General features: G+C 46.1%; 15 protein-coding genes. 13 read left to right on the forward strand and 2 right to left on the reverse strand.

The genetic code is table 11. The features are described 5' to 3' along the window. The 6 genes from K3F53_RS05385 (at position 1) to purU (ending at position 5,746) form a co-directional block, all read left to right on the forward strand. Positions 1-789, forward strand: coding sequence for a DUF4430 domain-containing protein (locus tag K3F53_RS05385; RefSeq protein ID WP_057899504.1), 789 nt, complete (start codon positions 1-3; stop codon positions 787-789). Continuing rightward, complete coding sequence (locus tag K3F53_RS05390; protein ID WP_057899503.1) at positions 786-1,664, forward strand: energy-coupling factor transporter transmembrane component T; 879 nt, start codon at positions 786-788, stop codon at positions 1,662-1,664. Before K3F53_RS05385 ends, K3F53_RS05390 begins: the two co-directional genes overlap by 4 nt. Next, a complete protein-coding gene (locus K3F53_RS05395; protein ID WP_057899502.1) occupies positions 1,646-3,328 on the forward strand; it encodes an ABC transporter ATP-binding protein in 1,683 nt (560 codons plus the stop codon). The genes K3F53_RS05390 and K3F53_RS05395 overlap by 19 nt, the downstream gene beginning before the upstream one ends. Then, positions 3,307-3,987: an ECF transporter S component gene (locus K3F53_RS05400; RefSeq protein ID WP_057899501.1), complete on the forward strand. Its 681-nt coding sequence runs from the start codon at positions 3,307-3,309 to the stop codon at positions 3,985-3,987. Before K3F53_RS05395 ends, K3F53_RS05400 begins: the two co-directional genes overlap by 22 nt. 162 nt (positions 3,988-4,149) lie before the next feature. After that, positions 4,150-4,743 (forward strand): GTP cyclohydrolase I FolE, encoded by a 594-nt coding sequence (gene folE, locus K3F53_RS05405; RefSeq protein WP_082706064.1) that lies wholly within the window; start codon positions 4,150-4,152, stop codon positions 4,741-4,743. 109 nt (positions 4,744-4,852) lie between these two features. Further along, a complete protein-coding gene (gene purU, locus K3F53_RS05410) occupies positions 4,853-5,746 on the forward strand; it encodes a formyltetrahydrofolate deformylase (RefSeq protein WP_057899499.1) in 894 nt (297 codons plus the stop codon). A 207-nt stretch (positions 5,747-5,953) separates the two neighbouring features. Here purU and thpR read toward each other — a convergent pair whose 3' ends face one another. Then, the gene (gene thpR, locus K3F53_RS05415) at positions 5,954-6,514 is read right to left on the reverse strand and encodes an RNA 2',3'-cyclic phosphodiesterase (RefSeq protein WP_057899498.1); all 561 of its coding nucleotides are present in this window, start codon (positions 6,512-6,514) and stop codon (positions 5,954-5,956) included. Between the two features lie 150 nt (positions 6,515-6,664). On the opposite strand from thpR, the gene K3F53_RS05420 reads away from it, so the two are divergent. From K3F53_RS05420 to K3F53_RS05450, 7 genes are all read left to right on the forward strand, one after another. Further along, positions 6,665-7,216, forward strand: a complete 552-nt coding sequence (locus K3F53_RS05420) for a DJ-1/PfpI family protein (protein WP_057899497.1) — start codon at positions 6,665-6,667, stop codon at positions 7,214-7,216. 66 nt (positions 7,217-7,282) lie between these two features. Next, a complete protein-coding gene (locus K3F53_RS05425; protein WP_057899496.1) occupies positions 7,283-7,948 on the forward strand; it encodes a Crp/Fnr family transcriptional regulator in 666 nt (221 codons plus the stop codon). Between the two features lie 147 nt (positions 7,949-8,095). Further along, entirely contained in the window at positions 8,096-8,770 is a 675-nt protein-coding gene (locus tag K3F53_RS05430) for a TerC family protein (RefSeq protein ID WP_057899495.1), read from the forward strand. Positions 8,771-8,867: 97 nt separating this feature from the next. Continuing rightward, positions 8,868-9,074 carry an alpha/beta-type small acid-soluble spore protein gene (locus tag K3F53_RS05435; RefSeq protein WP_057899494.1) on the forward strand — a complete coding sequence of 69 codons (207 nt, stop codon included), beginning with the start codon at positions 8,868-8,870 and terminating at the stop codon, positions 9,072-9,074. Between the two features lie 274 nt (positions 9,075-9,348). Continuing rightward, positions 9,349-10,944 carry an acyl-CoA synthetase MbcS gene (gene mbcS / locus K3F53_RS05440; RefSeq protein ID WP_057899493.1) on the forward strand — a complete coding sequence of 532 codons (1,596 nt, stop codon included), beginning with the start codon at positions 9,349-9,351 and terminating at the stop codon, positions 10,942-10,944. Between the two features lie 181 nt (positions 10,945-11,125). Beyond that, the gene (locus tag K3F53_RS05445; RefSeq protein ID WP_057899492.1) at positions 11,126-12,100 is read left to right on the forward strand and encodes a CoA transferase subunit A; all 975 of its coding nucleotides are present in this window, start codon (positions 11,126-11,128) and stop codon (positions 12,098-12,100) included. Between the two features lies 1 nt (position 12,101). After that, complete coding sequence (locus tag K3F53_RS05450; RefSeq protein WP_057899491.1) at positions 12,102-12,926, forward strand: CoA-transferase subunit beta; 825 nt, start codon at positions 12,102-12,104, stop codon at positions 12,924-12,926. Between the two features lie 56 nt (positions 12,927-12,982). Here K3F53_RS05450 and K3F53_RS05455 read toward each other — a convergent pair whose 3' ends face one another. Then, positions 12,983-13,936 carry an S-layer homology domain-containing protein gene (locus tag K3F53_RS05455; RefSeq protein WP_057899490.1) on the reverse strand — a complete coding sequence of 318 codons (954 nt, stop codon included), beginning with the start codon at positions 13,934-13,936 and terminating at the stop codon, positions 12,983-12,985. Positions 13,937-13,991: the final 55 nt, after the last annotated feature.

Below are 13,991 nucleotides of genomic sequence, written 5' to 3' on the forward strand. Positions count from 1 at the left end.
ATGCTTAAAAAAGGAAACACACAACTCTATTTTCTGGCTCGGGTTCTTATCGTGCTGAGCTTGCTTGTTGGTTGTAGCACAGCACCGGCCAATACGCCAGCCAATACCGGAAAGGCGGTGGAAACATCTGCGTTAACACAGCAGGCAGAGCAAAAACAGGCCGAGCAAATGCCGACCGCACAGGCGTCGGCTCCCGCTTTATCCGAATCCCAGGCCCAAACGGCCCAACCTGCGGCAATGAACCATCCATCACAATCCAAACCGATACCGCAAAAACAGGAAAAAGAAAAAAATAATGCTTCTTCTCAGAAACAGGAAAGAGAAACAACGAAAGCAGTCGCAGCGGCAGAACGGACAGTACCGGTTCAAGCGGCTGCGAAAGCGACGGTCGATCATGCGAAAACGAAAAAGGCACAACAGGCTAGCGAAACCTCCCCCGCTAAAAAAATGGTCTCCTTTTCTATTGTAGCGGATAAGGAACGGGGAACGATACTTTCGCCAACCGAAGTTGAAATTCAGGAAGGCGATACTGTACTTGACGTGCTCAAACGGGTTACGCGAGAGAAAAAGATTCAGATGGAATATCGGGGCGTGAAAGCGACCGCCTACGTAGAAGGAATTGACAATCTATACGAATTTGACAGGGGAAGCAAAAGCGGTTGGATGTACCGGGTAAACGGGGTTTTTCCGAATAAAAGCGCCGGTATTTTTCCGGTTAAAGCCGGCGACAAAATTGAGTGGCTATATACCGTTGATTTAGGACGGGATTTAGGGGCGAAACTGGAATGAACGGCGGCTTTGCCTCTTTCCACCCCGTTCCGTGTTTTTTTTATTATACAGGGGTCATTGTATTTGCCATGCTTTTCTTTCACCCCATTTTTTTACTCACCGCTCTGGTGTTGCTTCTTGTGTTGAACGTCTTGCATAAGCGGAGTCAACAATTACGCCGCTTGTTTTCGCTATATTTGGTGCTTGGCGGAGCTTTGATTGTATTAAATCCGCTTTTTTCACAACGTGGTGTGCACATTTTGTTTTATTTTCTTGAGCGACCGATTACATTGGAGGCGGTAGTATATGGATGTACGATGATGCTGTCGGTGTTGGTCATCTTATTAGCGTTTTTATCTTATCATTATGTTATTACGACAGATAAGCTCATGTATCTTTTCTCCCGTTTTGCTCCGAAAACGACTTTGTTAGCGATGATGGCGATTCGCTTCGTTCCGTTGCTTAGGCGCAGGCTGTATCAGATTGCCCTGGTTCAGCGGACAAAGGGAGTTTCTATCTACCATGGATCTCTGGCAAAACGGGCGCGCGATGGAATGAAGCTGCTGCACATACTATTAATCTGGTCGTTGGAAGAGGCATTGCAAACGGCCGATTCCATGAAGGGGCGCGGATATGGCACTGCAAAGCGCAGTTTTTATTTTCCTTATCGTATGGAACGCAGGGACTGGGCGGTTCTGCTTGCGCTTGGTGTCACTGGTATCGTTTGTATAGCAGGATGGGGAATAGGTTATGGTGTATTGCCCATTTATCCGCGACTTGGCCATCTTCTGTTGACCCCCGCAGAAACGGTCATCTATGTTGTTTTTTGCATATATTTGCTCATTCCGCTGTGGATAGAAGGAAAGGAGAGAAAAGTGTGGCAACGTTTGAAGTGAAAAACTTGACTTTTTGCTATCCAGATGAAGAGATAGCCGCTCTTTCCGATATTTCGTTTACCGTTGCGGAAGGGGAGTTTATTGTGCTGTGCGGGCCATCCGGTTGCGGGAAAACAACTTTACTGCGTCATTTTAAAAAGGAGCTAATGCCCGTAGGAACACGAACAGGAGAAATTTTATACAATGGAAAATCATTAGTGGAACAAGATGACATGACAGCTGCAGCTGAAATTGGAATGGTTTTGCAAAATCCAGAAAATCAAATGGTGATGGATACGGTTTGGCATGAGCTTGCCTTTTCGATGGAGAATTTAGGATATTCGGTTCCGGTAATGCGTAAGCGCCTTGCTGAAATCGTGCAGTTTTTTGGTTTGGAACGTTTATTATATATGCCGGTACATGAACTTTCCGGTGGACAACAGCAAATGATAAATCTGGCGTCCGTCCTTTTATTACAGCCGCGTGTTTTGTTGCTGGATGAGCCGACGGCCCAGCTTGATCCGGTTGCATCCCGCGAGTTTCTGCAAATGATTCGTCAAATAAACGATGAATTTTCGCTTACTGTCATTATGTGTGAACATCGGTTAGAAGAAGTATTGCCGCTTGCAGATCGGGTGTTGATGCTACAGCACGGGCGAATGAAATATCAGGGAACACCCGAAGAAATGAGCCGGGAAATCGCAGTGCGGCAGGATACTGCGTATTTTTCTTACTTGCCTTCTGTTGCCCGTTTGTATTTAAGCGCTCAAAGCAATGATTTATCCTCTTCGATCCCCTTAACGGTACGTGAGGGAAAACGGTGGTTGCAAGCGGTGATGAATGAAACGGAAAGGAGGCCAACTTTGTCTTCTTCCGCTTCACATGTTGCTGATTGTAACTCAAATATATTCCTGGAGTGTCACGATATTGCTTTTCAGTATAAACAGGAATTACCTCCGGTTTTGCAAAAGCTTACACTTACTGTATATGAAAAAGAGCTTCTTGCTATTTTGGGCGGGAATGGCACGGGAAAATCGACGCTGCTGCAAGTGATGGGCGGGATGCTTGTACCGCAGCGCGGTAGCATATGGCTAAGGGGCCGCTCAGTTCATAAGATAAAAGAAGCGGAGCGCTATCGCATGATTGGATATTTGGCGCAAAATCCTCTCCTGTATTTTCTTCATGATACTGTGGAAGAAGAGTTGTGGTATATGGCGGATTATGTGGGGAGCGAGAGACCTGAGGAAGAAATCTCTTATCTCTTATCGCTTTTAGAAATAGAAGATGTACTGAAAAAACATCCACATGATTTAAGCGGGGGACAGCAGCAAAAGGTTGCCCTTGCGTTGATACTGCTATCACGGCCACACATCCTGCTTGTAGATGAGCCGACGAAAGGAATGGACCCATTGGTCAAAGAGCGTTTTGCTGAGCTGCTTGATACGCTGCGTGCGCAGGGTATGACGGTCGTAATGGTTACGCACGATATCGAATTTGCGGCGCGCCATGCTTCCCGCTGCGCTCTGCTGTTTGATGGGGCGATTACGACAGAAGCTGAACCTTCTGTTTTTTTCAGTGAAAATTATTTTTATACGACCGCTATTAATCGCGTAGTGCGGCAGTATTGGCCGGAGGCGTTAACCTATGAGGATGTGATGGACAGATGGCGCGTTCTCATCGGTTAATTTTGGTTAGTCTCGTTCTCCTTTTGACCATTCTTGCGCTTTCGTCCGCGTTTACGGACGAACACTACTTATTGCTTAGTTTCGTATTCATTGGAGTCACTTTGCTTCCGTTTTTTGCTAAGTTTGAACGGAGGCATATTGAAGCGCGGGAATTGGTACTGCTTGCCGTATTAGCGGCTATCGCCGCCGTTGGGCGCGTCCCTTTTGCGCCTTTACCGAGCGTACAGCCGACTTCGTTTGTCATTATCGTATCTGCCCTCGTTTTCGGTGCGGAGGCCGGATTTGTCATTGGCGCGGTTGCCGCTCTTATTTCTAACGTTTTTCTTGGTCAGGGGCCGTGGACGCCATGGCAAATGTTTTGTTGGGGCATGATTGGTGTGACGGCAGGTTGGTTCAAAGATACGTGGTGGATGAAAAAGCGACTAGGGTTGCTGGCATTTGGTTTCGTATGGGGATTTTTGTTTGGGTGGATCATGAACATATGGTATTTGATTGCCCTGCCGGATGCATTCAGCTGGCAATTGGTTGTCGTCGCTTATGCGCAGAGTTTCTATTTCGATCTTGCACATGCTTTGTCCAATGTGTTTTTTCTTGCCGTGTTTGGGACAAGCTGGACGAAAATTTTGCTGCGTTTTCGACGAAAATATGCTTTGCTTTAATGGAAGGCGTGCCTTTGATAAGATGTACCTTTGCCTATCCCCATGTTGAAGGAGAACATTTTCAGCTTGCAATTCTTAGATGAATATTATACGGTGTTTCTATGAGAACAGACGCTGGCACTGCTCAATCTGTTCTATATATGAGTCAAGGAGATGAACGCCATGCGCGCAGAAGCAGTTAAGTCCAGTAGAACTTTCACAGATCCGATTGAAAAGCACTTTTATGATATTATCAGTTTGATTGGTGAAGATCCAGAACGGGAAGGATTGCAAGAGACACCGAAGCGCATTGCCAAAATGTATCGGGAGATTTTTAGCGGGCTTCACGAAGATCCGGCTGAAGTGCTTGGAAAGACATTTCCAGCTGAAGGAACAAATGATATTGTGATCGTGCAGGATATTCCGTTTTATAGTGTATGCGAACATCATTTTGTTCCTTTCTTCGGAAAGGTTCATATCGGTTATATCCCAAACGGTCGTATTGTCGGCTTGAGCAAATTTGCTCGTCTTGTTGAGATTTTGGCACGCCGTCCGCAGGTACAGGAGCGGATTACGAATCAAATTGTGGACACGCTTGAAAAAGTGATTGAACCGGTGGGCGCGATCGCTGTGGTGGAAGCCGAACATCTGTGCATGAGCATGCGCGGGGTGAAAAAGCCGGGCAGCAAGACAAGAACCATTGCCCGCCGCGGTATTTTTGAAAAAGACAATGGCGTACAGGAAGAACGGTTCTTCCGTTTGCTGGAGAAAGAATGAAAAGATTGGAAAGGGCGGGCCTCCGCCTTTTTTCTTTGCCTAGCTTTTGGAATGATGTATAATAGTCAGAAAATAAAATTCATACATAAGTGGTGGAGGATAAACAGAGATGGTAGCACAGAAAGTAAAAACGATGTTCCAGGAGAAGTACAGAGGAGTGGGCCGGATATTGATTTCGTGTCCGGATCGGCCGGGGATTGTTGCGGCGGTTTCTAAGTTTTTACATGAAAATGGCGCCAATATTTTACAATCGGATCAGTATACGCAGGATCCGGAAGGCGGCATGTTTTTTATGCGAATTGAATTTTTTAAGGAAGGTCTTGAAGAAACGGTTGACGAGTTGCGCCGCGCGTTTACGACGGTGGCGGATCAATTTAGCATGAATTGGAAAATTACGCTGGCCAATCGTCCTAAAAAAATGGTGATCTTTGTATCTAAAGAGGATCATTGCTTGCGTGAATTGCTTTGGAATTGGCAGGCAGGCGATCTGAACGCTGAGATTACAATGGTAATCAGCAACCATGAAGATTCGCGGGAACTTGTTGAGTCGCTGGGGATTCCATATCACTATTTGCCGGTAACGCCAGAGACGAAGCCGGAAGTGGAGAAAAAACAGCGCGAATTAATGGAAGGAAACGTTGATTTCATCGTGCTGGCACGCTATATGCAGATTTTGTCTTCGTATTTGGTGGAGCATTTCCGCAATCGAATTATTAATATTCACCATTCCTTCTTGCCGGCATTTATCGGTGGCAAGCCGTATGATCAAGCGTACAAGCGCGGGGTAAAAATTATCGGCGCGACCGCGCATTATGTAACAGAAGAACTTGATGCAGGACCGATTATCGAGCAGGATGTAAGCCGCGTCAGCCATCGCGACAATGTGAACGACTTGAAGAAAGAAGGCCGTCACATCGAACGCATCGTTCTTGCCCGTGCCGTAAAATGGCACATCGAAGACCGTATTCTTGTAGATAAGAACAAGACTGTTGTATTTACATAAAAAACGGAATTGCCCCCGCATAGGGGGTTTTTTTTCGCGAGGCGTCTGCCAGACGTTGCTTTTTCCGTGTGGAGCGTGTGGCACGGAGGAAGAGAAAGATAGGCAACGTTTGCGCATTTTTCTCATTTTTGTATGCAGAGGCAATAAAACGCTCATAATAAATTCAGCAATAGGACTGGATGATACGGAAGGTTCCCTTTACTATTTTTATGATTGCATACCTGTTAAGGGATACGTTCCTAGTATGTGGTAAATCGGACCTTGCGGTGTCAGCGTGGAATGAAACAATGCAATTTCTTGCACAGTCCAAGCAATAGCTTGTACACAAGGCAGTTTTTCCATGGGAAGAGGAAAGGAAGCAGCATCTGGTTCGCGTGCTAAAGTAATGTGCGGGCGATAGCGCTTTTCTTCCTTATAAAGGCCGAGATGAGCCAAACGCGCCGCCAATGTTTTTTGCAAATCATATAACCCGGGGGTCTGTTCCTGCACCCCGGCCCAAAGTACGCGGGGCCAGGTTAGATTAGGGAATGCTCCAATTTTGGCTAGGCGCAAAGAAAAGGCTGGAGATGTGGTGGCTACGGCTTCCATTTCCTGCTGCACAAGTTCGGACTGTTGTCTGGAAAGCTCGCCGAGAAAATGCAGGGTCAAATGCATATGATGCGGCGTTTGCCATTTTCGGCATTTGACATTTCGTTTTAGTTCGCGTTGTAGTCGCAAAAGTTCTTGGATGGTTTCTTCATTAAATTGAATCGCGGTAAATAGTCTCATACAACCTCCTCCTTTTGTTCTATTTTATGCTTTTTTAGTAATAAGCGGGGAGAGGGAAGGAATTCCGCGTGCAGCGTCGAATCAATAAAATTATCAGGTAAATAAGGCATTGGTTTTGGAAATGCCATAAATATGATTTGAGGTGATTGTATGAGCAAGCGTGTACTAATCGTAACAGGGGATGCCGTTGAGGCACTAGAGGTGTTTTATCCGTATTATCGTTGCCTGGAAGAAGGCTTTGAAGTGACGATTGCTTCGCCTTCTGTAAAGAGATTGCAAACGGTAAGCCATGATTTTGTGGAAGGGATGGAGACATACGTCGAAAAACCGGCATATGGCTTAGAATCTCATGTGGCATTTGCCGATGTGGACCCGGCCGCATACGATGGGTTGATTATTCCGGGCGGACGAGCACCTGAATATATTCGTCTAAATGAGCACTTACCGCGAATTGTGCGCCACTTCTTTGAGGCCAATAAACCGGTAGGTGCCATTTGTCATGCGGCTCAAGTGCTTTCGGTTGTACCCGATTTAATGAAAGGAAGGGAATATACAGCCTACTCAGCTTGCAAGCCTGATGTCGTTGCTTGCGGTGCAACTTATATTGAAGAAACGCTACATACGCAAGGAAACCTTGTGTCTGGTCATGCTTGGCCGGATTTGCCAGGGTTCATGCGCGAGTTTATTAATTTGTTGCGTTAGGAAAGCCGGTGCCGCTTTTGGGGAGGCACCTTATTTTTCCTTAAGGATAGAAAAGAGGGGAAAATAGTGAAGGCTCAAGCTTTGTGCGATTTTCTTGGCACAGTTCCCCTATTCGCTTCACTTACGGAGCAGGAGCGGAAAGAAATTGCTGGCTTGATGTTGCATAAGAGAGTAAAGAAGCGCGACATCCTGTTTTATGAAGGCAAGTCTTGTACCGCCATTTATCTGCTGAAACAAGGCACGGTCAAAGTCTATAAGATAACTGAAGATGGCAGGGAACAAATCGTGAATGTACTGCATACAGGCGATATGTTTCCACACGTTGGCGTGTTTGGGGGAGGAGTGTACCCAGCGACGGCGGAAGCGCTTGAAGATGCTTCTCTTTATTTTATTAATGTGAAAGAATTGACAGCACTTTTGACTAGCAATCCGTCTCTTTGTCTTCGTTTGTTGCAAGTGTTGGAGGCTAAGATTCTTGAGTTACAGCGGCGCCTTTCTGATGTTCTCAGCAGGGACATGAAGGAAAAAATTATAAATACCTTATTGTCACTGGCAAGGTCAAAGGGCAAGGAAGAAGCGGGTGGTTATTCGCTGGAGATGGAGCTAACCCACCAGGATTTGGCTGATATGGTGGGAACGACCCGGGAAACGGTTAGCCGTATTATTAGTCAATTGAAAAAAGACGGGTTCATCGAATTTAATGTGCACCGCATTTGGATTAGGCATTCTTAGGCAAAAGGAGCCGGATGCGGTGAGAAAAGGGCAAATAAAGAAAGCAAATCTTAAATAGGTTCTCCTTTCACATCATTACCTACTTTCGTGGCATAGCCTGTCTGTCTGCCGAATATATTGGGTGCTAGAAGGTGGTGGACAGGAGTTATGGATGTCTCGTTTTGGATAAGGTTTGTTAATATTATTATTATCGATATTGTACTGAGTGGAGACAATGCGGTTGTTATCGGTATGGCAAGCAGGAAACTGCCGCCCCCTCAACGGAAAAAAGCAGTTATTTTTGGGACGGCTGGCGCGGTGGGGCTGCGCATTGTTCTGACGGCTCTTGCCACCTGGGTGCTGCTGATTCCATATCTGAAGGCAATTGGGGGCGTTGTGCTCGCTTGGATTGCATTTAAATTGCTGATTGGTGATGGAGAAGAAACTTCCGATATCAAAGCAGGACATACATTATTTACCGCCGTGCAGACGATTATTATAGCCGATTTTGTTATGAGCCTGGACAACGTGCTGGCGGTTGGAGGGGCTGCACATGGTGACTTTATGCTGTTACTATTTGGTTTGGGGCTGAGCATTCCGTTACTCATGGTCGGTAGTAACGCTGTGGCTGCTTTGATGGATCAGGTTCCGTTATTGATTTATATCGGCGCCGGGATTCTTAGCTATACGGCGGGTACGATGATTATATCAGAAGAAGCGGTACAGCACCGTATCGCTCCTGTATATTATTATTTGGATTGGCTGTTTCCTTTGTTGTTGACTGCTGTCATACTCGGGTTAGGGATCTGGTGGCGGAAGCGGCTGTATCAGTCAATTATTTGATGTGTTGTGTGCTCCAACATTTACCTTTCTTTCAACTGTATGCAACCTCCTTTGTGGTGACATTCTATAGATACACCACACAAGGAGGTGAAACAACATGGCACAAAACAACAATCGTAGCTCTAACAATCTGGTTGTGCCTCAAGCTCAAAACGCTCTGGACCAAATGAAGTATGAAATCGCTTCTGAGTTCGGCGTAACGCTTGGACCGGATACAACCGCTCGTCAAAACGGTTCTGTAGGTGGCGAGATTACGAAGCGTCTTGTTCAAATGGCTGAACAACAGCTTGGCGGCCGTGCATAACTTTCATAATTGGCTTAAAGGGTCGGCGAAAATTCGCCGACCTTCTTTATTTCTGGAAGAAGGACGGGTGGGGAGTGCCTGGGGGCTTTCTTTATTTTTTGGATGCGAACTTATATCTAAATTTTGAATACCACATTTTTTCTAATAATTTAGGAAAATAAAGAAGGAAAATAACAAAAAAGATAGAATAATTAACTTACGGTAAACGTTTTCAAAGGAAGTAAGAATGTTTACCACTCTTACAAAAGTAAACAAAATTTGGAGGAGATGGAGAATGGCCGAATTACAGTTGCATGCACCCGAGTACTATAACATGGTGAATGACATCGAGCGGCATGCGAAAGACCCGAGTAAGCTGGCATTGCTGTGGGAGAATGAAGAAGGGAAGACAAAACAATTTACGTATTCTGAATTATGTCGACTTTCCAATCGGTTGGCGAATGGATTGGTAGAGTTAGGCATTAGTAAGGGCGATAAAGTCATGATTATTCTTCCACGTATTGAGCATGCGTATATTAGCTATATGGCGGTGCTAAAAATTGGCGCTATCGTGCTTCCGAGCTCGGAAATGCTAATGCCGAAAGACATTCTCTACCGTGCGACGCACGCTGGCGTTAAAGCGGTAATCGCCTATCACGAACTTACGGAACGCATTGATGAAGTGCGTTCAGATTGCCGCACGATGGATACGTTTATTGTGTGCGGTGGCGAGAGAGAAGGATGGATTTCTTTTGATAAAGTGATTGAGGGTCAGAGCGAAGAATTCAAGGTTGAAAATACGCGTGCGGACGATATTGCATTTTTAAACTATACCTCAGGCACCACCGGTAATCCGAAAGGAGTTATTCACACTCATAGCTGGGCGTATGCCCATCAAGCGATTGCGGCTAAGCTATGGCTTGATGTTCAGGAAAACGATGTTGTCTGGGCAACAGCCAGTCCTGGTTGGGCAAAGTGGAATTGGAGTCCGTTTATTTCCGTACTCGGTTCCGGTGCGGCAGGGTTTGTGTATATGGGCAGGTTTGAACCGAAGAAATATCTCTCCTTGCTTGAGAAATACAAAGTAAACGTATTGTGCTGCACGCCGACTGAGTATCGCATTATGGCAAAGGAAGAAGGACTTGAAAAGTATAACTTAGAGCATCTTCGCAGCACGGTCAGCGCGGGTGAACCGCTAAACCGCGAAGTGATTGACACATTTAAAAAATATTTTAATGTTACGGTGCGTGACGGCTACGGTCAAACCGAAAACACGTTGCTTATTGGGACGCTGAAGGGAATGGAAGTCAAACCTGGCTCCATGGGTAAGCCAACTCCTGGAAACCGGATTGCGATTATTGATGAGGAAGGTAACCCAGTGCCGTGCGGACAGGTGGGCGATATTGCAGTGCATCGCAGTGTGCCGGCATTGTTCAAAGGCTATCTCAATGATCCGGAGCGTACGGCGGCCGCATTTCGTGGCGAATGGTACCTGACAGGCGACCAGGCAAGAGAAGATGAAGACGGTTACTACTGGTTTGAAGGTCGTTCCGATGATATTATTATTAGCTCCGGTTATACGATTGGACCATTTGAGGTGGAAGACGCGCTGGTGAAACATTCGGCCGTAAAAGAGTGCGCGGTTGTCGCAAGCCCGGATCCGGTGCGCGGCAGCATCGTAAAAGCATTCGTGATTTTGCGTGACCCGAACGCCGCTTCTGATGCTCTTGTGAAAGAGTTGCAAGAGCATGTGAAGAGCGTGACTGCCCCGTACAAATATCCACGGGAAATCGAGTTTGTATCCGACCTGCCGAAGACAACATCCGGCAAAATCCGCCGTGTTGAACTGCGTCAGGCGGAGAAAGCACGCAAAGCTGCTCAGACGCAATAATAACAACAATCTTCGGGCTAAGGCTCGAAGATTGTTTGTGTTAAAAGGAGGCAAGCGTTCGTTCATAAAGATAAATAGTTGACGAAAAAACAAAAACATGCATCATAGACATTTTTCTGAATTTATTTAAAAATAATAATTGAAAACATATAAATAAATAGGAGTGAAGGAGGAGCCAAACATGGTGGATAAGCGCTGTTCTTTACAGGAAGCGATACAAATGATTAATGACAACGATATGATTACTTTTAGTGGCTTCGTTATCTGGCGTCGTCCCATGGCTGCCGTTTATGAGATGTTGCGTCAGGAAAAAAAGGGCCTACACCTTGTGGAAGTTAATTCTGGCACCCACGCGGAAGTACTTGTGGGGGCAGGAGCGGTTTCTATCTGGGAGTCGTGCTGGATTGGACATGAACTATACGGAAAAATCCCATATTGTCTTGACCGAAAACTGAAAGAGCGCTCAGTCATAGTGGAAGATTATAGTCACCAGCATATGCTGTACCGGATGACTGCGGGTGCGATGGGCATTCCTTATCTGCCGACCTGGGCGTCGCGTGGTACCGATATTTTAAATCCGGAATACGATATGCTGGAAAAAGCGGGCTTACGCGATGGTTCTAACGAAAAAATTCCAGCGAAAAAATTCGATTTTGCGCAGGATCCATTTTACAACGAGGGAGAACTTATCCATGTGCCTGCTGTACAGCCGCACGTTTGCATTGTGCATGCTCAACAGGTGGGAGAAGAAGGAACCATTAGGATTTCCGGGCAGACGTACTCGGACGAGCAGGCCATTAAAGCGTCCGATTTAGTGATTGTACTGGCGGAAGAAATCGTGCCTGAATCATATTTGCGCGAAGAGCCGGAACGCAATTTGATTCCAGGTTATTTAGTGGATGCGATTGTAGAACTTCCATGGAGCGCGCATCCGACAGGAGCGTACGGTTATTATGACGCAGACGGCGCTTTTATTCGCGAATTCGCAGCCGCTTCAAAAACGGATGAAGGATTCAAAGCATGGGCTGACGAATGGGTGTTTGGTGTAAGAAGCCATGCAGAATATCTGAATAAGTTAGGGGTATCACGTCTGGAAAAGCTGCGGGCGAATTCGTACCGGAAATATAGCACAAAAGTGAAACGGGGGGAACGGTAAGATGACGCACAAAACGTACGCAAAACTTGGCGAATATTCAATCATAGACATGTTGGCGGTAGCGGCGGCTCGCGAGGTAAAGGACGAAGAAGTTGTATTCGCTGGTACTGGGCTGCCAATGTTAGCGATTATGCTGGCCCAACGGCTAAATGCGCCAAATTGCAAGCTTATTTATGAAGCGGGTACGATAGATTCCAGAAGTGATTCACTGCCGTCATCCGTAGGTGATCCGCGTTGTGTGACGAAGGCTGCAGTCGCCTCCGGTCTATTTGATGTATTTAACCAATTGCAAAGAGGAAAAATCGATCTTGCGTATCTCGGCGGAGCGGAAATTGACAAATATGGCAATGTAAATACTACGGTTGTTGGCGATTATACAAATCCTACTATGCGTTTTCCTGGCAGTGGGGGCAACCCGGATATCAACTCGCTCGCCAAACGTACCGTATTTATTATGGTACAGGAAAAACGCCGTTTTAAAGAACGAGTAGACTATATCACATCCCCAGGTTGGATGGTGAAGAAATGGCCGGAAGGAACGCTGGTACCCCGTAGGCAGGTATATGGCAAAAAGTTTTTGGGCGGTCCGAGCGCAGTGATTACCAATATGGCGGTATTTCGTTTTAACGAGGAAACGGGAATGATGTATGTGGATACGATCCACCCGGGCGTTTCACAGGAGCAATTGCAGGAGAACACAGGTTTTGAATTGGACTTTTCTCGTTGCAAAGGGGAAACGGAACCACCGACGTATGAAGAGTTACGCATTCTTTACGAAGCTGTGGATCCGGAAGGCATTTTTCTTACGCCACAAAGGAAAAAATAAATAAGCAGTTTAACCAAAAACGGAGCGGGAGTAATGTGTCACGCTCCGTTTTGGCGTTATACGTTGAACCTTGTTATTTCTCGTCCGTTAACACGGACAATGATAGTTTTGATATTGCTTTCTTTTACCACGATGGTACGGGTCTGTTTAAATCCGGAGACAGAAGAGCTATCGTCCAGTTTTACTTGATCTACATCAATATTAATTTGCTGCCCGGAACGGGTTACGACAATAATTTGTCCGTTATATCCTGCACTGGGCAGATCGTATGTAAATGTAATGTATAGATTGCCGTTTTTATAGTACGCGTCCTGAATGGTGGTCAACCGAGAGCCTGAACGTACGCCGACGTCTTCGTACGGAACAATTTGACCGAAACGGTAAATGACGTAAGCGGCTTCACCCCGGGTAAGGGTGGCGCGTGGAGCGAATTTACCGTTATCGCGCCCGGAGATGAGGTTAATTTTATCGGCGATGACGACATCGGCTCTATATCCCGGAGCAATATCCTTTGCATCTTTGAAAGGAATACGACTTGTATTAATGTGGGAAGATAAGTCTTGTTTGTAGAGATAGCGGTATGCATTTACGAGATAGTGCGCCATTTCCTGGCGTGTAATGTTTCGCCCGCCGCGAAAACTTCCCCTGTTGTCTATGATGTTGGCTTTGCACAGGCGAACCAATTCGTCCGCGTAATAATCGGAAGCCTTCACATCTGTAAAATAGTTTTTTACTTCGTGTCTGTATCCTGTTGTTTTCAGATCGTTTTTAAGAATTTTTGCCAGCATGACTACAAATTGTCCGCGGGTCAAAGGGCGATCCGGGGCAAATGTGTGATTGTTTATGCCGCTAATGACCCCTTGACTGGTGAGGGAAAGAATTTGCGCTTCGGCCCAGTGTCCATTTACGTCCGAAAACGGAGCAGCGGCTGCCGCAGAACCCCCTCCCGCAAGCAGACTACCTACAGCAACAGCTGCGCTGGCAGCAAGTATGATCCAGTTTTTCTTCATTATTTCGTCACCGTCTTCTGTAATCTCTTCTATTGTTTTGACTCATTTTTTGTGC

This window comes from Aneurinibacillus thermoaerophilus, from assembly GCF_019603355.1.
Taxonomy (GTDB): Bacteria; Bacillota; Bacilli; order Aneurinibacillales; family Aneurinibacillaceae; genus Aneurinibacillus; species Aneurinibacillus thermoaerophilus.